Consider the following 18,071-nt stretch of genomic DNA (forward strand, 5'->3'; position numbering starts at 1 on the left):
GGAGGCGGCGACGGCGGTCGCCGCTCGCAATCCTGTGATTATCCGGATGCGGCGGGGGATGCCAAGCCACGTGCAGGGTCCAGCCCGGTTTCCAGGCCGTGCCCGGCCCGTGCCAGGTAGCGCCCGGGAGGCAACCCGAAGTGGCGGCGGAACACGGTGACGAAGGCGCTGGCGCTGCTGAAGCCCAGCGCGTGGGCGATGTCGGCCACGCTGCGGCCGTCGGTCAGCTGGCGCAGCGCCTCGGACAGGCGGGCCTGCTGCCGCCACTGGGCGAAGCTGAGCGTGGTCTCGTCGCGGAAGTGACGGGTCAGGCTGCGCGGTGACAGGCCGGCCCAATGCGCCCATTCGGCCAGGCTGCGCTCGTCTGAGGGGTCGGCCAGCAGCTGCGAGGCGATCTTCAGCAGGCGCCGGTCGTGGGGCATCGGCAGGTGCATGCGCTGGCGCGGCGCGCTGCGGATCTCGTCCAGCAGCACGTCGATGATGTGCTGGCGCTCGGGCGTGGTGTCATAGCCCAGCGGCCATTCGCAGATGCGGTCGGCCAGCGCCTGTGCCAGCTTGGACAGGCCCAGCACGCAGGGGTCGGCGGGCAGGGTGGCGCAGGCCGGTGCGGCCAACGCCATGCCCCAGCCGCGCAGCGGGCCGTCGAGGGTGACCGTGTGCGGTTCCAGCGGCGGCATCCAGCCGGCCGAGCCCGGCGCCAGCGACCAGGTGCCATGCGAGGTACGGGTGGTCAGCAGGCCGCGTTCGACGCAGATCAACTGGGCACGCTGGTGGTGGTGCCAGTCCACCTCGCGGGCCAGGCCCTGCTGGCTGTCGAAGCGGAAGGCGATGACCGGCGGGCCGTCATTGCGCTCGAACCAGTCCAGAGCGTCATCCCTGAGCAGGCGCTTGGGAACCTGAATTTCTGCCTTGTTCATCATGTCAACTGGCTGAAATGTGTCATCCATTGGCTGGATTGTACTACCGGGCCACCTGACCAGATCATTAAGGTAGGCGCCTTCACTGATCGAGCCCGCTGCTGCAACACAGCATTCGATGCCAGATCGAATATTTCCATTGAGAAATATTTTTTTTGGAAGAGAATGCTCCCCCATGATCTGTCCTGCAACCACTCCCCCCAGCTTCGGCCTGCTGCTGCGCCAGGTGCGCGACGGCCTGGTCCGCCAACTCGACGCGTCCATGGCTGAAGAAGATCTGGGCATCGGCTTCACCCACTACATCGGGTTGAAGGTGCTATCCAGCATGGCGCCGTGCACCGCCAACGAACTGGCCCAGGCCATCGACCAGGTGCCCAGCGCGGTGACCCGGCTGCTGGACAAGCTGGAGGCGCTGGGCTGCGTCCGCCGCGAGCCGCATGCGCAGGACCGGCGGGCACTGCAGATCGTACTGACCGATGAAGGCCGCGCGTTGTGGGCGCGGCTGAAGCTGCGCGGCGACGCGGTGATGGATTACGCCCTACGCGATCTTTCCGCCGATGAGCGCACGCTGCTGCTGTCTCTCCTTACCCGAATCCGCGATTCACTGACGACCCCATGAACCCGATCCCGCATTCCACTCTCCGCCGGTCCGGGCGCGCGCTGCTGGTGTCAGCGCTGGCCCTGGCCCTGGCCGCCTGCGCCAGCAGCCGTGGCCTCAACCCGCAGGGCCACGTGCTTGATGTGGACAGCCTGCACAGCGAACGCACCCTGGCCGACACCGACCTGAGCGCTGCCGGCTTCCCGGCGCAGGACTGGTGGAAGGCACTGGGTGATGCGCAGCTGGACGCGCTGGTTGCCGAGGGCCTGGCCGGTCACCCGAGCCTGGACGCCGCCGATGCGCGCCTGCGCCAGGCCCAGGCCCAGGTTGGCACCGCGCGTGCCGACGAGCTGCCCAGCCTGTCGGTGTCCGGTGGCTACACCGGCCTGCGCCTGCCCGAGTCGATGGTCGGCAGCGAGATGGGCGGCCGCTATGGCGGCAGCAGCCAGGTCGCCTTCGATTTCAGCTACGGCGTGGACCTGTGGGGCGGCAAGCGCGCCGCCTGGGAAGCCGCCGTGGATGGCGCGCATGCTGCCACCGTCGAAGCCCAGGCCGCACGCCTGAACCTGTCCACCGGCATTGCCCAGGCCTATGCCGATCTGGCTTACGCGTGGCAGCTCAACGACGTGGCCGAGGAAGAACTGACCCGCTCGCAGAAGTCGCTGCAGCTGACCCGCCAGCGCCGCAGCGCCGGCATCGACAGCGATCTGCAGGTGCGCCAGGCCGAGGCCCGCGTGCCGGCCGCGCAGCAGCAGGTACTGGCCGCGCAGCAGCGCATCGATGCCGCCCGCACCGCGCTGGCCGCACTGGTCGGCAAGGGGCCGGACCGTGGCCTGTCGATCCAGCGCCCGCAGCCGTTGAACCCGATGGCATTGCAGCTGCCGGGCGTGCTGCCCAGCGAACTGCTGGGCCGTCGCCCCGACATCGTGGCTGCGCGCTGGCGCGTGGAAGCGGCCGACAAGCAGATCAAGGTTGCCAAGACCAGGTTCTACCCGAGCTTCAACCTGACCGCGCTGGCCGGCGTGGTCGCCCCGAACGTGGGTGACCTGCTGAAGAGCAGCTCCACCTTCGCCTACATCGGCCCGGCGTTGAGCCTGCCGATCTTCGAAGGCGGCAAGCTGCGCGCCAACCTGGCCAACACCGACGCGCAGTACGACCTTGCGGTGGCCAACTACAACCAGGCCGTGCTCGATGCACTGCGCGACGTCGCCGACCAGGTCAACGCGGTGCGCTCGCTGGCACAGCAGGCGCACGCGCAGCAGCAGGCAGTGGACACCGCACGTTCGGCCTTCGACCTGGCCCAGCAGCGCTACCGCGCCGGTATCGGCAGCTACCTGGACGTGCTGACCGCGCAGTCCACCCTGCTGCAATCGCAGCAGCAGCTGGCCGGCCTGCAGTCGCAGCAGGTGCAGACCTCGGTGCGCCTGAGCAAGGCGCTGGGCGGTGGTTTCCAGCCCGCTGACGCCGACCGCGCACCGATCGCCTCCCATTCCGATTCCTCGCATTCCTGAAGACGCCCGCCATGAGCCAGACCCAAGACACCGCGGCCCCGGCCGCCCCCAACCGCCGCGGCAACCTGCTGCGCGGCCTGTTCGTGATCGTCGTGCTGCTGCTTGCCGCACTGGCGCTGTGGTACTTCATGTTCGGCCGTTGGTTCGAAGAGACCGACGATGCCTACGTGCAGGGCAACCAGGTGCAGATCACCCCGCTGGTGGCCGGTACCGTGGTCGCCATCAATGCCGATGACGGCATGCGCGTGGAGCGCGGCCAGCTGCTGGTGCAGCTGGACCCGTCCGACACGTCGGTGGCGCTGCAGCAGGCCGAAGCCAACCTGGCCAAGACCGTGCGCCAGACCCGTGGCCTGTACCGCAGCGTGGAAGGCGCGCAGGCGGACTTGAACGCCCGCCAGGTGACCCTGAAGCGCGTGCGCGACGACTTCGCCCGCCGCAAGGACCTGGCCGCCACCGGCGCCATCTCCAACGAAGAACTGGCCCACGCCCGCGACGAGCTGGCTGCGGCCGAAGCGGCCGTGGCCGGTTCGCGCGAGACCGTCGAGCGCAACCGCGCGCTGGTCGACGACACCGTGATCGCCACCCAGCCGGACGTGCAGGCCGCCGCCGCGCAGCTGCGCCAGGCCTTCCTCAACAACGCCCGCGCCGGCATCGTTGCGCCGGTCACCGGCTACGTCGCCCGTCGTTCGGTGCAGGTGGGCCAGCGCGTGCAGCCGGGCAATGCCCTGATGGCCGTGGTGCCGACCGAGCAGATGTGGGTCGAGGCCAACTTCAAGGAAACCCAGCTGCGCCACATGCGCCTGGGCCAGGAAGTGGAGCTGAAGTCGGACCTGTACGCCGGTGACGTGAAGTACAAGGGCCGCATCCAGAGCCTGGGCCTGGGTACCGGCTCGGCGTTCTCGCTGCTGCCGGCGCAGAACGCCAGCGGCAACTGGATCAAGATCGTGCAGCGCGTGCCGGTGCGCATCGCCATCGATGCCAAGCAGCTGGCCGAACATCCGCTGCGCATCGGCCTGTCGATGAAGGCCGAAGTGAGCCTGCGCGACCAGAAGGGCGAAGTGCTGCCGAGCACCCCGGCCAAGGGCACGGTGTTCGACACCGACGTATATGCCAAGCAGCTGCATGATGCCGACGAGGTGATCCACACGATCATCCAGGGCAACCTGCCGCAGCAGGCGAAGGTGGGCTGAGGTCGCCATGTCCGCACAAGCTCCAGCCGCGCCCGGCGCTCCGGGCGCACCGGCGGCGCCGGGTGCGGCCTCCGGGTTCCTGCCACCCAGCGTCGCCCTGTGCACCGTGGGCCTGGCGATGGCGTCGTTCATGCAGGTGCTCGACACCACCATCGCCAACGTCTCGCTGCCGACCATCGCCGGTAACCTCGGCGCCAGTTCGCAGCAGGCGACCTGGGTCATCACCTCGTTCGCGGTCAGCACGGCCATCGCGCTGCCGCTGACCGGCTGGCTCAGCCGCCGCTTCGGCGAACGCAAGCTGTTCGTCTGGGCCACGCTGGCCTTCGTCATCACCTCGCTGCTGTGCGGCCTGGCGCAGAGCATGGGCATGCTGGTGCTGTCGCGTGCGCTGCAGGGCTTCGTGGCCGGCCCGATGTACCCGATCACGCAGTCGCTGCTGGTCTCGATCTATCCGCGCGAGAAACGCGGACAGGCCTTGGCGCTGCTGGCGATGATCACGGTGGTGGCGCCCATCTGCGGTCCGATCCTCGGTGGTTGGATCACCGACAACTACAGCTGGGAATGGATCTTCCTGATCAATGTGCCACTGGGCATCTTCGCCGCGCTGGTGGTGGGCAACCAGCTGAAAGGGCGCCCGGAGCAGATCGAGAAGCCGAAGATGGACTACGTCGGCCTGATCACTCTGGTGATTGGTGTCGGTGCGCTGCAGCTGGTGCTCGACCTGGGCAACGACGAGGATTGGTTCTCGTCGATGAAGATCGTGGTGCTGGCCTGCGTGGCGGTGGTGACGCTGACCGTGTTCCTGATCTGGGAGCTGACCGACAAGGATCCGATCGTCGACCTGAAGCTGTTCCGTCATCGCAACTTCCGCGCCGGTACGCTGGCGATGGTGGTGGCCTACGCCGCGTTCTTCAGCGTGGCCCTGCTGATTCCGCAATGGCTGCAGCGTGACATGGGCTACACCGCGATCTGGGCAGGCCTGGCGACCGCGCCGATCGGCATCCTGCCGGTGATCATGACGCCATTCGTGGGCAAGTACGCATCGCGCTTCGACATGCGCATGCTGGCCACGGTGGCCTTCATCGTGCTGTCGATGACCAGCTTCCTGCGTTCGAACTTCAACCTGCAGGTGGACTACATGCACGTGGCCGGCGTACAGCTGATCATGGGCATCGGCGTCGCGCTGTTCTTCATGCCGGTGCTGCAGATCCTGCTGTCTGACCTGGATGGTCGCGAGATCGCGGCCGGCTCCGGCCTGGCCACGTTCCTGCGAACGCTGGGCGGCAGTTTCGCGGCGTCGCTGACGACGTGGCTGTGGGCGCGGCGCACCCAGGTGCACCATGCCGACCTGACCGAGCACATCTCGGCCTATCAGCCGGGCATGCAAGACCAGGTCACGGCGATGGGGCAGGGCGACCTGCAACACGGCGCAGCGGTACTGAACAACATGATCAACCACCAGGCGTCGCAGATGGGCTTCAACGACATCTTCTTCCTGCTGGGCTGGATCTTCCTGGCGATCATCGCGTTCCTGTGGCTGGCCAAGCCGCCGTTCGGGGCAGGTGCGGGTGCTGCCGCCGGTGGCGGGCACTGACCGGTCTGCCATTCGGTAGCGCCAATGCAGAAACCCCGCCGGAAGGCGGGGTTTTTGTTTGGAGCGTTGTGTAATTCGGTAGATCCACGCCATGCGTGGATGAGCGTCGCCATCGCGTTGACATGACAGACCCCGGAAACGAAAAAACCCGCTTTCGCGGGTTTGATCATCTTGAGTCGTGGTGCCCAGGAGAGGACTCGAACCTCCACGGTTTTACCCGCTAGTACCTGAAACTAGTGCGTCTACCAATTCCGCCACCTGGGCGACTCAGGAGATGAATTATGGGGAGCGACAGAAGATGTGTCAACAACATTTCACACTTTTTTCTGCGGCTGCACGCCGAGGTGATGCAGCAGGCTGCGCATCGCCGGTGACAGTCGCGTCCACTCGGCAAAACAGGCGCACAGGCGTCGTTGCGCCCACGCATCGGCGAGCGGTACGGCGACGGTGTGCGTGCTGCGCCGATGCTGGCGCGCAATGGTCCGTGGCACGATGCCGACGCCGATGCCGTGGCCGACCATGATGCACACGCCTTCGAAGGTCTTCATGCGGATGCGTACATCCAGGCGTCGCCCGATGTCGCGCGCCTGGTCCTCGATGTAGGTCTGCAGTGCGTTGCCATCGGCCAGGGCAACGAAGGTCTCGCCGGCAACCTCGGCGAAGGTCACGCTGCGCCGCGAGGCGAGGCGGTGATCGGCCGGCAGCAGCATTACCAGCGGGTCTTCGGCGACCACGTGCTGCTGCAGGCCGGCGGCGTCGACCGCGTCGCTGATGATGCCGGCCTCGGCCTGGCCGGCACTGATCGCGCGTACGACTTCGGGGCTGGTGCGCTCGATCAGTTCGACATGCAGGCGCGGGCGTTCGGCCAGCCACGGTGCGAGCCGCGCGGGCAGGTAGTTGGTCAGCGCGGCGGTGTTGGCATACAGGTGCAGGGTGCCGCGCGCGCCATGCGCGAACGCCTGCATTTCGCCGCGCAGCTGTGCCTGCTGCTGCAGGATCAGCCGTGCATGGTGGGCGAGGGCGGCGCCGGCCTCGGTCAGGCTGACGCCGCGTGGGTGCCGGTTCAACAGCGGGGTACCGGCATCGGCTTCGATCGTGCGCAGGCGCTCACTGGCTGAACCCAACGCCAGGTTTGCCTGTGCCGCGCCGGCGGTGATGCTGCCCGCTTCGGAGATGGCCAGGAACAGGCGCAGGTCGGCGATGTCCATCCGCATGTCGTGCCTCATTGCTGATCCGGCGCCTTCGGGTCAGCCGAAGGCTCGGCCGGGAAGACCGCATTGTGCGCCGGGCGACGGCCCGATCCAATGAAGGCATGAATGAATCGATGTACTTCTACTTGCTGCTGGTGGTGGTGTTCGTGCTGGCCGGCGTGGTCAAGGGCGTGACGGGGATGGGGCTGCCGACGGTGGCGATGGGCCTGCTCGGTGGCGCGCTGTCGCCGGTGGCGGCGGCGTCGATGCTGTTCATCCCGACCTTCGTCACCAATGCGTGGCAGCTGCTGTCCGGGCCGTCACTGGGCCACATCGTGCGACGCCTGTGGCCGATGATGCTGGCCGTGGTGGTGGTGACGCTGGGTTCGGCAGCATTGCTGGTGCGGGTCGATCGCACCTGGTCGCGCGTGGCGTTGGGCGTGGCGCTGGTGGTCTACGCGACGTATGCGCTGCTCGCGCCGGTGTTCCGCGTACCGCAGCGGCGCGAGCGTTGGCTGGGGCCGCTGGTGGGTGCGCTGTCCGGTGTGGTGACGGGTGCGACGGGTGTGTTCGTGATGCCGGCGGTGCCGTACCTGCAGTCGCTGGGGCTGCAGCGCGAGGAGCTGGTGCAGGCGCTCGGGCTGGCGTTCACCGTGTCGACGATTTCGTTGACCACTGGCCTGGTGCTGCACGGTGCGTTCGGCATCCAGCAGCTGGGGCTGAGTGCGTTGGCGGTGCTGCCGGCGCTGCTGGGCATGTGGCTGGGCCAGGTGATCCGGCAGCGGATCAGTGCGCGCGTGTTCCGCGCCTGCTTCCTGGGGTTCCTGCTGCTGCTCGGCCTGGAGCTGGTGCTGCGGCCGTTGTTCTGATGCCGCATTCCGGGCATGAAAAAACCCGCTTTCGCGGGTTTTTCTCATTCTCGACGTGGTGCCCAGGAGAGGACTCGAACCTCCACGGTTTTACCCGCTAGTACCTGAAACTAGTGCGTCTACCAATTCCGCCACCTGGGCGTCGAGGAGCGAGATTATGGGGTGCTGTGACGGGGGTGTCAACACCTTTCGTAGATCCGGGGTCGGATCATGTTTCGCCTGCGAAAGGGGCTCTGAACCCATGGGCTCGCGTTGGGGTCAGAGCCCTTTCCTGTGGAAAGGAATCCGACCCCGGCGCCGGATCGCAGGCAAAAAAAATCCCCGCCGAAGCGAGGAGTTTTTTCGTTGGTGCCCAGGAGAGGACTCGAACCTCCACGGTTTTACCCGCTAGTACCTGAAACTAGTGCGTCTACCAATTCCGCCACCTGGGCGTTCCAGAGGCGCAATTGTGAAGATGAATCCGCAGGCTGTCAACGACTTCCTGAATATTTTTCATGCAAGGCCTTCAAGGCGGCCGCTGACCCGTTCTGCACGCCGTCAGCGGCTACCATGTAGGGCGATGACTACCAAAAAACCAAGCAAGGGCGGGAGTACGTCCCGCAGCCAGGCCCCGAAGAAGGGCGCCAAGACGGGCGCAGCCCGCACCCCCAAGCCGGGCAAGCCGTTGCCGGGCTGGTTCCCCGAATTGAATGACGGCGGAGCACCGCCGCGAGGCCGCAAGGCCCGTAGCACCGACGCCCCGGGCCCGGCGCCGGGCCGCAAGCTGCCGCCGACCGGCAAGGTGATCGACGATCCCTATGCCGCCCGCGAAGCCGAGAAATACGAACAGCCCATCGCCAGCCGCGAGGCCATCCTGGCCCTGCTGGAGCGCTGCGAAGGGCCGCAGACTGCGGAGGAACTGGGCGCGCGCCTGGGCCTGACCGCGCCGGACCGGGCCGAAGCACTGTCGCGCCGGCTCGGCGCCATGGTCCGTGATGGCCAGCTGGTGCAGAACCGCCGGGGCGGTTTCGCTCCGATCCAGACACTGAACCTGGTCACCGGCGTGGTGATCGCCAACCCGGAAGGGTTCGGCTTCCTGCGCCCGGTCGAAGGCGGCGACGATCTGTTCCTGCCGCCGTATGAGATGCGCAAGGTGATGCACGGCGACAAGGTGCTGGCCCGCGTGACCGGCATCGATCACCGTGGCCGTCGCGAAGGCAGCATCGCCCGTGTGCTCGAACGCGGCATGACCCGCCTGATCGGCCGTTTCAGCATCGAGATGGGCATCAACTATGTGGTGCCCGATGACAAACGGGTGCAGCGCAACGTGCAGGTGCCGCCGGACCAGACCGGCGGTGCACGCGACGGCCAGCTGGTGGTCTGCGAACTGACCCAGGCGCCGGACAGCCGCCGTCCGCCGATCGGCCGCATCATCGCCGTGCTCGGTGACAAGCTGACCGCGTCGCTGGTGGTGGAGACCGCCATCCACGGCCACGAGCTGCCGTTCGAGTTCCCGCAGGAGGTGCTGGACGAAGCGGCCTCGGTGCCGCTGGTGGTCGAGCCCGCAATGATCGGCGACCGCGTCGACCTGCGCAGCACGCCGCTGGTCACCATCGACGGTGAGGATGCCAAGGACTTCGACGACGCGGTGTACTGCGAGCCGAATGCCGAGGGTTTCCGCCTGGTGGTGGCGATCGCCGATGTCTCGAACTACGTGCGCCCCGGCACGCCGCTGGATGAGGAGGCGCAGAAGCGCGCCACCTCGGTGTACTTCCCGGGCTTCGTGGTGCCGATGCTGCCGGAGACGCTGTCCAACGGCATCTGCTCGCTGATGCCGAAGGTCGACCGCATGTGCTTTGTCTGCGACATGCAGATCGACCGCGATGGCCTGGTCACGCATTCGCGCTTCTACGAGGCGGTGATGAACTCGCATGCGCGCCTGACCTACACCCAGGTGTGGAAGGCGGTGGGCGAGGACGATGCCGATACCAAGGCCTGGATGGGCGACCTGCTGCCGCAGGTGCAGCGCCTGCACCAGCTGTACAAGGTGCTGTCCAAGGCACGTGCCAAGCGCGGTGCCATCGAGTTCGAAAGCAGTGAAGTGCGCTTCGTGCTGGACAACCGCGGTGAAGTGACCCAGGCCGGCATGCTGGTGCGCAACGACGCGCACAAGCTGATCGAGGAATGCATGATCGCGGCCAACGTCGAGGCGGCCAGGTACCTGCTGTCGCGCCATGTGCCGGCGCCGTACCGCATCCATGAGAAGCCGCCGGAAACCAAGTACGCCGACCTGCTGGAATTCCTCAAGGAGTTCAAGCTGAGCCTGCCGCCGTGGTCGAAGGTGCGCCCGGGTGACTACACCAAGCTGCTGAAGAAGATCCGCGACCGCCCCGATGCCACGCTGCTGGAATCGGTGCTGCTGCGCAGCCAGAGCCTGGCGATCTACAGCCCGGAAAATCACGGACACTTCGGCCTGGCGCTGGAGGCGTACGCGCATTTCACCTCGCCGATCCGCCGTTACCCCGACCTGCTGGTGCACCGTGCGATCAAGCATGCGTTGTCCGGCAAGCCGCTGGACAAGTTCACCTACAACGCGCGCGAAATGGCAGCCCTGGCGCTGCAGTGTTCCGAGCGTGAGCGTCGTGCCGACGAGGCCGAGCGCGAAGTCGACGAGCGTTACCGCGCGGCGTGGATGGAAAAGCACGTGGGCGGCCAGTTCGACGGCGTGATCAGCGGCGTGACCAGCTTCGGCCTGTTCGTGGAACTGGACGAGTCCAAGGTGCAGGGCCTGGTGCATGTGACCCAGCTGCCGCAGGACTATTACAAGTTCGACGCCACCCGCAAGACGCTGACCGGCGAACGCCGTGGCAGCAGTTATCGGCTGGGTGACCGCGTGCGCATCCTGGTGCTGAAGGCCAGCATGGAAGAGCGCAAGATCGACTTCCGCCTGGTCGAGCACAAGGGCGAAGACGAGGGCGATGGCCTGCCGCCGCTGCCCGAGCGTGGCAAGCCGGCCAAGCGCGCGAAAAAGCAGTATTGAAAGGTGTGCCGACCAACGGTCGGCACCCACCTCACCCGGCAGGCACCCACCTCACCCGGTAGGCATCCACCTCACCCGGTAGGCATCCACCTCACCCGGTAGGTGCCAACCGTTGGTTGGCACGACGTTTCGGAGGAACTCACCATGCAGGGCCAACCCGAATACAGCGGCGGCTGCCAGTGCGGCGCGATCCGCTTCCAGGCGCGCGGTGCGCTGACCGACAGCTCGATCTGCCATTGCCGGATGTGCCAGAAAGCCTTCGGTGCCTATTACGCGCCGCTGGTATCCGTGCGCGGCGTGCAGTTCAGCTGGACCCGCGGCCAGCCGCGCTATTTCCAGTCGTCCAACGTGGTGCGGCGTGGCTTCTGCGCCGACTGCGGCACACCCCTGACCTACGAAGCCCCGGATGGCGTGGCCGTGGCCGCCGGCGCCTTCGACGAGCCAGAGCGCCTGCCACCGACGATCCAGTACGGGGTGGAGCGCAAGCTGCCGTTCGTCGACAGCCTGTCCGGCCTGCCGGCGCGGCGCACCGAAGAAGACATCGCGGCGCTGGAGTTCCTGGCCGCCATCGTGTCCCACCAGCACCCGGACCACGACACCCCGCACTGGCCGCCGCGCAGCCGCTCCGCCGAAGGCTGAGCGGCGGGCAGCGCCGGGCCGTGCCCGGCGAGCGCGCAGCGCGGTCGGCGCCGATGCTCTACCATAGCCACCCCCTTTCCGGTCCCCGCCCGCATGAGCAAGAACAGCCAGTGGATTGTCGGCGTCAATGCCGTCGCCTCCTCCATCGAGAACGACGCCGAGAACGTCCGCGAAGTGCTGGTCGAGGCCGGTGCGAAGAACCCGCGCCTGACCGAGATCGAAGAGAACGCCCGTCGCAAGGGCATCGACGTGCGCAAGGTGAACAGCCAGGCGCTGGACGGTGTTGGCGGTTCGGTGCGCCACCAGGGCGTGGCTGCGCGCTATGCCGCCGCCCGCACCTACAGCGAGAACGAGCTGGAAGGCCTGGTCACCGCGGCCGAGGGCAAGGCCCTGCTGCTGGTGCTGGACGAAGTGCAGGACCCGCACAACCTCGGCGCCTGCCTGCGCTCGGCCGCTGCCGCCGGGGCGACCGCAGTGATCATCCCGAAGGACAAGTCGGCCACGGTCAATGCCACTGTGCGCAAGACCTCGGCCGGTGCCGCCGATCTCATTCCGGTGGTGGCGGTGACCAACCTGTCGCGCTGCCTGAAGGACCTGCAGAAGCAGGGCGTGTGGATCTACGGCCTGGCCGGTGAAGCCACCGCCTCGCTGTACCAGCTGGACCTGAAGGGCAACATCGCCCTGGTGCTGGGCGGCGAAGCCGATGGCCTGCGCCGCCTGACCCGCGAGAACTGCGATGGCCTGGTCAAGATCCCGATGCCGGGCGAGATCGAGAGCCTGAACGTCTCCGTCGCCGCCGGCGTCAGCCTGTTCGAGGCCGTGCGCCAGCGCGGTTGATCGGCAGCGCCGTGTAATCGGGGTCAGATCCCTCTCCGCTGGAGAGGGATCTGACCCCTTTTTCATGTGCCGTGTCGACCAGGGGCGACACCTGCCGGGTAGTGGCCAACCTTGGTTGGCGCTCCCAAAGCCTCACCCCGCGCTGCCGCCCAGCGCCTTGAACAGGGTCACGTCGTTGTTCAGCTGGCCCTGGCGCACGCGCGCCAGCGACAGCTCGGCATCACGCCGGGTCTGCTGCGCTTCCAGCCAGGTGCGCAGGTCGGTGGCGCCCACGCGGTAGCGCACTTCCTGCGCGCGTTCCACTTCCACCGCCTCATCGTATGAAGCCTGTGAGGCGGCCACCTGGCGCACCAGCTGCTCGCGTGCCGACAGCGCGTTGTCCACTTCCGAGAGCGCGGTATACAGCGTCTTGCGGAAGTTGGTGGCGGCGATCTGGTAGGCGGTGCCGGCGATATCGGTATCCAGCTGCGCGCGCTGCAGGTTGAGGAACGGCAGCGACAGGCCGGCGCCCAGCGTGGCCACCGGGTTGCGCAGCACATCGCCCAGCGAGGTCGCGCTGGAACCGAGGCTGCCGGTCAGGCTCAGCGCCGGGTAGTACTGGGTGGCGGTGACCTTGATGGTCTTCAGGCTGTTGCGCAGGCGAAGTTCGGCGGCGCGCAGGTCGGGACGGCGGCCGAGCAGGTCGGTCGGGAGGCCTTCGGCGATACCTGGGCTGCGTGCACCCAGCAGGTCCTGTGGCTCATCCTGCTGGGGCCAGGGCGTGCCGTCCAGCAGCACGGTCAGCGCGTTGCGCACCTCCACCCGCTGCTGCTCCAGTGCGCTCTGCGAGGATCGCTGCGACTGCAGGTTCTGCAGTGCCTGGCGCACTTCCAGCCGCGATACCGCGCCGGCGTCGAAGCGGGCCTGCACCAGTTCGCGGGTGCGTTCCAGCCGCTCCAGGTTGGCCTGGCCAGTGGCGATCGACTGGTTCAGGTAGGCCAGGTTCCAGTACTGGGTGATGGTGTCGCTGATCACCAGCAGGGCGGTGTTCTGCCGGTCCTCCTCGCTGGCCTCGGCTTCCCAGCGGGCGATGTCGCGCTGGGTGCGCAGGCGGCCCCACAGGTCCACTTCCCAGCCCAGCGAGACGCCGGTGGAATAGCTGCGGCGCCAGTCGTCGGCCTGGTCGGTGGCGCGGCTGGCATTGCCGCTGACGCCGGATGACGAAGGCTGCGGCCACAGCGCGTTGCTGGCCAGGCCGGCCTGCAGGCGCGAACGCTGCACGGCCAGGCCGGCGGCGGCCAGATCGCTGTTGGCGGCCAGCGCCTGCGCCACCAGGCGGTCCAGGCGTTCGTCGCCGAAGCCGGTCCACCAGGTGTCCTGGCGGATGTCGCGGCCCGGCGTATCCAGGCTGCTGCGCGGATCGTCGGCCGGTGCGTTGAGGGTGGCATCGCCGCGCCCGTAGCGGGCCGCCACGTCGGGGTCGTGCACCGGATAGCGGCCCATCGATGCGCAGCCGGACAAGGCGAGCAGTACAGCACCCGCCAGCAGCAGGCGCGGGGAAGCAGGGGAGGGCAGTCGGATCATCATCATCTTCATTCGCGGGCCAGGGCCTCCACCGGGTCGAGCTGCGCGGCATTGCGCGCGGGCAGGAAGCCGAACGCCACGCCGATCAGGGTCGAGCAGGCAAACGCGGCGACGATCGAGGCGGTGGAGAACAGCACCTGGAAGTCGCTGGCGAAGCGGCCGATCATCGAGCCCAGCAGCAGCGCCAGGCCGATGCCGAGCACGCCGCCGAGCAGGCAGACCAGCACCGCTTCGATCAGGAACTGCTGGCGGATATCACTCTGCCGTGCACCGACGGCCATGCGCACCCCGATCTCGCGGGTGCGCTCGGTCACCGACACCAGCATGATGTTCATCACGCCGATGCCGCCCACCAGCAGCGCGATGGCGGCGATGGCGCCGATCAACAGGGTCATCGTGCGCGTGGTCTGCTCGATGGTCTCGCGGATCTCGGCGCTGTTGCTGAGGAAGAAGTCCTCGGTGCCATGGCGCAGGGTCAGCAGGCGGGTGATCGCTTCCTGCGCGGCATCCATCGGCGTGGCGTCGTCCACGCGCACGGTGATGCTGGACACGTGGCTCTGGCCGAGCATGCGCGACATCACCGTGGTGTAGGGCACCCACACGCTGAGGCTGGTACTGCCGCCGAAGCCGAAACTCTGGCGCTTGGCCACGCCGACCACGCGTGCCGGCACGTTGCCGAGCAGGATGACCTGGCCGACCGGATCGACATCGGGGAAGAACTGGGTCTGGGTGTTCTCGTCGATCACCGCCACCTGGCCCAGGCCCTTGACCGCATCGGCGTCGAAGAAGCTGCCACTGAGCAGGGTTACGCCCTTCACCCGGAAGAACTGCTCGCCGACGCCGCTGACCTGGGCGGTGGACGACTGGTTGCGGTAACGCGCGGTGACCGAGGTCGACACGCTGGGGGTGGCACTGTCCACGTAGCTCTGCTTTGCCAATGCATCGGCATCGCTGGCCTTGAGCGTCTGCACCCGTGCCGAGCGCATGTCGCCGAAACCACGGCCGGGATAGACGTCGATGGTGTTGGTGCCGAGCGCGCTGATGTTCTGCAGGATCTGCTGCTGCGAGCCGTTGCCCAGCGCCACCACCGAGACCACCGAGGCGATGCCGATGATGATGCCGAGCATGGTCAGGAAGGTGCGCAGGCGGTGTGCGTTCATCGCCAGCAGGGCCATGCGGAACGCTTCGGTGAAGCGGTCGCGCGCCGCCCGCCAGCTGTTGCCGCGGGCGACGCCGGTGCTGGCCTCGCGCTGTGCGCGGTAGGTCGGCGCATTCGGGTTGGCGCGGTCGGCGATGATCTCGCCGTCGCGGATTTCGATGATGCGCTGTGCGTGCTCGGCCACGCTCATGTCGTGGGTGACGATGATGATGGTGTGGCCTTCGGCATGCAGCTCGCCGAGGATCGCCATCACTTCTTCGCCGGATTTCGTGTCGAGCGCACCGGTCGGTTCGTCGGCCAGGATCACCTCGCCGCCGTTCATCAGGGCGCGTGCGATCGACACGCGCTGCTGCTGGCCACCGGACAGCTGGCCCGGCTTGTGATGCATGCGGTCGCTCAGGCCCAGCCGCTGCAGCAGCTGCTCGGCACGCGCGTTGCGCACTGGGCCGGGGCTGCCGGCGTACACCGCCGGCACCTCCACGTTGCCGCGCGCATCCAGATCGCCCAGCAGGTGGTAGCGCTGGAAGATGAAACCAAAATGCTCGCGGCGCAGTTCGGCCAGCTCGTCCGGCTCCATCTTTCCGGTCTCGCGGCCAGCCACCTGGTAGCTGCCACGGGTGGGACGATCGAGGCAACCAAGGATGTTCATCAGCGTCGACTTGCCCGAGCCGGACTGGCCGACGATGGCCACCATCTCACCGGCGTGGATGTCGAGATTGACGTCGCGCAGCACGGCGATCACATCGTCGCCGGCCGGGAACTCGCGTCGCAGGTCGCGCAGGCGCAGCAGCGGCGCCGTCGTGCTCATCGGCGCCCCATGCCCGGGCCGCCGACCCGCATCTGCATGCCGCTGCGGTTGCCGCCGCCGGCACCGCCCGCGGCGGCGCTGGCTTCGCCGACCACCACGCGCTCGCCTTCCTTCAGCCCGGACAGGATCTCGGCCGAGGCGCCGTTGTTGATGCCCACGGTGACCTTGCGCGGCTGCGGCTGGCCCTTGTCATCCAGTACCCGCACCATGCGCTCGTCGCCACGGCGCTTCGGCCCCAGTGCCACCGCCGGCACCATCAGCACGCCCTTGGCCTGCTTCAGCAGTACCGAGACCTGCGCGGTCATGTCGATGCGCAGGGTGCCATCCGGATTCTCCACGTCGAACAGCGCGTTGTAGTAGACCGCGCTGCTGGAACTGGAACTGGACGAGCTGCTGGAACTGGACGAACTCTCGTTGGCGATCGAGGCGGGCGCCGGATTGATCTGGCGCAGCGTGGCGTGGTACTTGCGGTCCGGGTCGCCCAGCGTGGTGAAGTACACCGGCATGCCGGCCTTGATCTTGACCACGTCGGCTTCGGAGATCTCGGCATTGACGGTGACCACGTCCAGCCGGGCCAGCATGACGATGGTGGGCGCGGTCTGGTTGGCGTTTACGGTGCGGCCTTCCTCGGCCACCACCGCCACTACGGTGCCATCCATCGGCGCGGTGATGCGGGTATAGGCCAGGTTGGCGCGGGCGGTGCCCAGCTCGGTTTCGCGGCCCTTGATCTGCGCCTCGTAGGACTGCAGCTGGGCACGGGCGGTCTTCAGCTGCGCTTCGGCGGCATCGTATTCCTGGCGTGAGGTGGCCTCGGCAGCCAGCATCTGCTGCTGGCGCGCGAACTCCAGTTCGGCCTGGCGCAGGGTGGCCTGCTGCACGGCGCGCTGGGCGGTGACCTGGTCCAGCGAGGCCTGCGCGTTGAGCACCTGGTTCTGCTGGGTGGTGGCGTCGATCTCGGCGATCAGGTCGCCTTCCTTCACGGTGTCGCCCAGCTGCACCTTCAGCGATTTGATCTGGCCCGAGGCCTGCGCACCGACGCTGACCAGCTTGTAGGCATCGATCACGCCGGTGGCATCCACCGTCTGCTCGATGTCGCCGCGGCTGACCGGCGAGGTTGCCACCGCCGGGGCGGCAGGCTTGCGCAGCAGCCACCAGGCGGCCGCAGCGACGATCAGGGCGAGCAGGGCGATCAGTATCAGGCGACTCCGTCGGGTCGCGGGCAGCAGGCGGAACGTCACGTCGTGGCTTCACTCTCGGGGCCGCGCGTGCGGCGTTGGTGGGCATTGTGAAGACCGGGCGATGGACGGCTCAATCCTCGGGGTATGTCTGTATGTAACACTGTCGGTGAATACGCGTAACCACAGGTATCCCGCCCGCGGGTGGATACACTGGTACGCATTGCCCCGGATGCGGTTCAGCTGCCGACACGGGATGATCGCGACATGGAGACTGAAAACCCGATGCATCGACTGCTGATCGTCGACGACGACAATGACATCCGCACGCTGCTGGCCGAACAGCTCGGTCGTGCCGGTTACCAGGTGAGCACGGCGGCCGATGGCACCGCCATGCGCCAGCTGCTGGACCGCGAGCACGTGGACCTGATCGTGCTGGACCTCAACCTGCCGCGCGAGGATGGCCTGACCCTGTGCCGAGACCTGCGTGCGCGTTCGAACACGCCGGTGATCATGCTGACCGCGCGCGCCGAGCCGATCGACCGCGTGCTGGGCCTGGAAATGGGCGCTGATGACTACCTGGCCAAGCCGTTCGAACCGCGCGAGCTGCTGGCGCGGATCCGCAACGTGCTGCGCCGGACCGAAGCGCTGCCGGCCAACCTGGAGCCACTGGCGGTACGCCGCGCACGCTTCTCGCGCTGGGTGTTCGACCTGGAGCATCGCCACCTGGTCGATCCGGATGACCGCGTGGTGGTGCTGTCCGGCGCCGAGTTCCGCCTGCTGCGGGTGTTCATCGCCCACGCCAACAAGGTGCTGTCGCGCGAGCAGCTGGTCGCGCTCAGCAGTGGCCGCAACTACGAGGCACAGGACCGCGCGATCGACCTGCAGGTCAGCCGCCTGCGCAACAAGCTGGGCGACGACGGTGGCCCGGACGGACTGATCAAGACCGTGCGCAACGAAGGCTACGTGCTGGCCTCCTCGGTCAACCTGGAATAAGCCGCG

At 67.6% G+C, this 18,071-nt stretch carries 13 protein-coding genes, 3 tRNA genes and 1 pseudogene; 9 read left to right on the forward strand and 8 right to left on the reverse strand.

Features of this window, described 5'->3' with window-relative positions:
* Nucleotides 1-38: 38 nt before the first annotated feature.
* Nucleotides 39-920, reverse strand: a complete 882-nt coding sequence (locus AB1281_RS05095; protein WP_170871761.1) for a helix-turn-helix domain-containing protein — start codon at nucleotides 918-920, stop codon at nucleotides 39-41.
* Between the two features lie 172 nt (nucleotides 921-1,092).
* On the opposite strand from AB1281_RS05095, the gene emrR reads away from it, so the two are divergent.
* From emrR to emrB, 4 genes are read left to right on the forward strand one after another with little or no spacing between them, the layout of a single operon-like run.
* Nucleotides 1,093-1,536, forward strand: a complete 444-nt coding sequence (emrR, locus tag AB1281_RS05100; protein WP_014036527.1) for a multidrug efflux system transcriptional regulator EmrR — start codon at nucleotides 1,093-1,095, stop codon at nucleotides 1,534-1,536.
* Nucleotides 1,533-3,026, forward strand: coding sequence for a multidrug efflux transporter outer membrane subunit EmrC (emrC, locus tag AB1281_RS05105; protein WP_101765197.1), 1,494 nt, complete (start codon nucleotides 1,533-1,535; stop codon nucleotides 3,024-3,026). The genes emrR and emrC overlap by 4 nt, the downstream gene beginning before the upstream one ends.
* Before the next feature lie 11 nt (nucleotides 3,027-3,037).
* Complete coding sequence (gene emrA / locus AB1281_RS05110; protein ID WP_014036529.1) at nucleotides 3,038-4,216, forward strand: multidrug efflux MFS transporter periplasmic adaptor subunit EmrA; 1,179 nt, start codon at nucleotides 3,038-3,040, stop codon at nucleotides 4,214-4,216.
* A 7-nt stretch (nucleotides 4,217-4,223) separates the two neighbouring features.
* Nucleotides 4,224-5,810, forward strand: a complete 1,587-nt coding sequence (gene emrB / locus AB1281_RS05115) for a multidrug efflux MFS transporter permease subunit EmrB (protein ID WP_014036530.1) — start codon at nucleotides 4,224-4,226, stop codon at nucleotides 5,808-5,810.
* A 179-nt stretch (nucleotides 5,811-5,989) separates the two neighbouring features.
* Here emrB and AB1281_RS05120 read toward each other — a convergent pair.
* Both AB1281_RS05120 and AB1281_RS05125 read right to left on the reverse strand, forming a co-directional pair.
* Nucleotides 5,990-6,074 (reverse strand) — tRNA-Leu (locus AB1281_RS05120).
* 50 nt (nucleotides 6,075-6,124) lie between these two features.
* Entirely contained in the window at nucleotides 6,125-7,024 is a 900-nt protein-coding gene (locus tag AB1281_RS05125) for a LysR family transcriptional regulator (protein WP_430346975.1), read from the reverse strand.
* Nucleotides 7,025-7,122: 98 nt separating this feature from the next.
* Here AB1281_RS05125 and AB1281_RS05130 point away from each other — a divergent pair, with 98 nt between their 5' ends.
* Nucleotides 7,123-7,869, forward strand: a complete 747-nt coding sequence (locus AB1281_RS05130; RefSeq protein ID WP_430345223.1) for a sulfite exporter TauE/SafE family protein — start codon at nucleotides 7,123-7,125, stop codon at nucleotides 7,867-7,869.
* A gap of 56 nt (nucleotides 7,870-7,925) precedes the next feature.
* Here AB1281_RS05130 and AB1281_RS05135 read toward each other — a convergent pair.
* Together AB1281_RS05135 and AB1281_RS05140 are read right to left on the reverse strand one after the other, a co-directional pair.
* Nucleotides 7,926-8,010, reverse strand: a tRNA-Leu gene (locus tag AB1281_RS05135).
* A gap of 205 nt (nucleotides 8,011-8,215) precedes the next feature.
* Nucleotides 8,216-8,300: transfer RNA gene (locus AB1281_RS05140), tRNA-Leu, on the reverse strand.
* A gap of 359 nt (nucleotides 8,301-8,659) precedes the next feature.
* Here AB1281_RS05140 and rnr point away from each other — a divergent pair.
* The 3 genes and pseudogenes from rnr to rlmB form a co-directional block, all read left to right on the forward strand.
* Nucleotides 8,660-10,888, forward strand: a pseudogene (rnr, locus tag AB1281_RS05145) (ribonuclease R); the annotation flags it as partial.
* A gap of 144 nt (nucleotides 10,889-11,032) precedes the next feature.
* Nucleotides 11,033-11,527, forward strand: coding sequence for a GFA family protein (locus AB1281_RS05150; protein WP_430345224.1), 495 nt, complete (start codon nucleotides 11,033-11,035; stop codon nucleotides 11,525-11,527).
* A gap of 93 nt (nucleotides 11,528-11,620) precedes the next feature.
* Nucleotides 11,621-12,364, forward strand: coding sequence for a 23S rRNA (guanosine(2251)-2'-O)-methyltransferase RlmB (rlmB, locus tag AB1281_RS05155; protein WP_005408775.1), 744 nt, complete (start codon nucleotides 11,621-11,623; stop codon nucleotides 12,362-12,364).
* A gap of 132 nt (nucleotides 12,365-12,496) precedes the next feature.
* Here rlmB and AB1281_RS05160 read toward each other — a convergent pair whose 3' ends face one another.
* The 3 genes from AB1281_RS05160 to AB1281_RS05170 are packed head-to-tail and all read right to left on the reverse strand — an operon-like array spanning nucleotide 12,497 to nucleotide 17,132.
* Nucleotides 12,497-13,933 (reverse strand): TolC family protein, encoded by a 1,437-nt coding sequence (locus AB1281_RS05160; protein WP_430345225.1) that lies wholly within the window; start codon nucleotides 13,931-13,933, stop codon nucleotides 12,497-12,499.
* A 2-nt stretch (nucleotides 13,934-13,935) separates the two neighbouring features.
* Nucleotides 13,936-15,894: a MacB family efflux pump subunit gene (locus AB1281_RS05165; protein WP_014036536.1), complete on the reverse strand. Its 1,959-nt coding sequence runs from the start codon at nucleotides 15,892-15,894 to the stop codon at nucleotides 13,936-13,938.
* On the reverse strand, nucleotides 15,891-17,132 hold the full coding sequence (locus AB1281_RS05170; RefSeq protein ID WP_430345226.1) for an efflux RND transporter periplasmic adaptor subunit: 1,242 nt from the start codon (nucleotides 17,130-17,132) through the stop codon (nucleotides 15,891-15,893). Before AB1281_RS05170 ends, AB1281_RS05165 begins: the two co-directional genes overlap by 4 nt.
* A gap of 204 nt (nucleotides 17,133-17,336) precedes the next feature.
* Between AB1281_RS05170 and AB1281_RS05175 the strand changes: the two genes are divergently transcribed.
* A complete protein-coding gene (locus tag AB1281_RS05175) occupies nucleotides 17,337-18,065 on the forward strand; it encodes a response regulator (protein ID WP_057498358.1) in 729 nt (242 codons plus the stop codon).
* The last annotated feature ends 6 nt before the right edge of the window (nucleotides 18,066-18,071 follow it).

The sequence above is a fragment of the Stenotrophomonas sp. NRRL B-14846 genome (assembly GCF_050473585.1).
Classification (GTDB): domain Bacteria; phylum Pseudomonadota; class Gammaproteobacteria; order Xanthomonadales; family Xanthomonadaceae; genus Stenotrophomonas.

What these genes read in the sequence shown, in the direction of transcription:
- AB1281_RS05095 (WP_170871761.1), bottom strand. Translation starts at nt 920, where the DNA reads ATGATGAACAAGGCAGAAATTCAGGTTCCCAAGCGCCTGCTCAGGGAT.
- emrR (WP_014036527.1), top strand. Translation starts at nt 1,093, where the DNA reads ATGATCTGTCCTGCAACCACTCCCCCCAGCTTCGGCCTGCTGCTGCGC.
- emrC (WP_101765197.1), top strand. Translation starts at nt 1,533, where the DNA reads ATGAACCCGATCCCGCATTCCACTCTCCGCCGGTCCGGGCGCGCGCTG.
- emrA (WP_014036529.1), top strand. Translation starts at nt 3,038, where the DNA reads ATGAGCCAGACCCAAGACACCGCGGCCCCGGCCGCCCCCAACCGCCGC.
- emrB (WP_014036530.1), top strand. Translation starts at nt 4,224, where the DNA reads ATGTCCGCACAAGCTCCAGCCGCGCCCGGCGCTCCGGGCGCACCGGCG.
- AB1281_RS05125 (WP_430346975.1), bottom strand. Translation starts at nt 7,024, where the DNA reads ATGCGGATGGACATCGCCGACCTGCGCCTGTTCCTGGCCATCTCCGAA.
- AB1281_RS05130 (WP_430345223.1), top strand. Translation starts at nt 7,123, where the DNA reads ATGAATGAATCGATGTACTTCTACTTGCTGCTGGTGGTGGTGTTCGTG.
- AB1281_RS05150 (WP_430345224.1), top strand. Translation starts at nt 11,033, where the DNA reads ATGCAGGGCCAACCCGAATACAGCGGCGGCTGCCAGTGCGGCGCGATC.
- rlmB (WP_005408775.1), top strand. Translation starts at nt 11,621, where the DNA reads ATGAGCAAGAACAGCCAGTGGATTGTCGGCGTCAATGCCGTCGCCTCC.
- AB1281_RS05160 (WP_430345225.1), bottom strand. Translation starts at nt 13,933, where the DNA reads ATGATGATGATCCGACTGCCCTCCCCTGCTTCCCCGCGCCTGCTGCTG.
- AB1281_RS05165 (WP_014036536.1), bottom strand. Translation starts at nt 15,894, where the DNA reads ATGAGCACGACGGCGCCGCTGCTGCGCCTGCGCGACCTGCGACGCGAG.
- AB1281_RS05175 (WP_057498358.1), top strand. Translation starts at nt 17,337, where the DNA reads ATGGAGACTGAAAACCCGATGCATCGACTGCTGATCGTCGACGACGAC.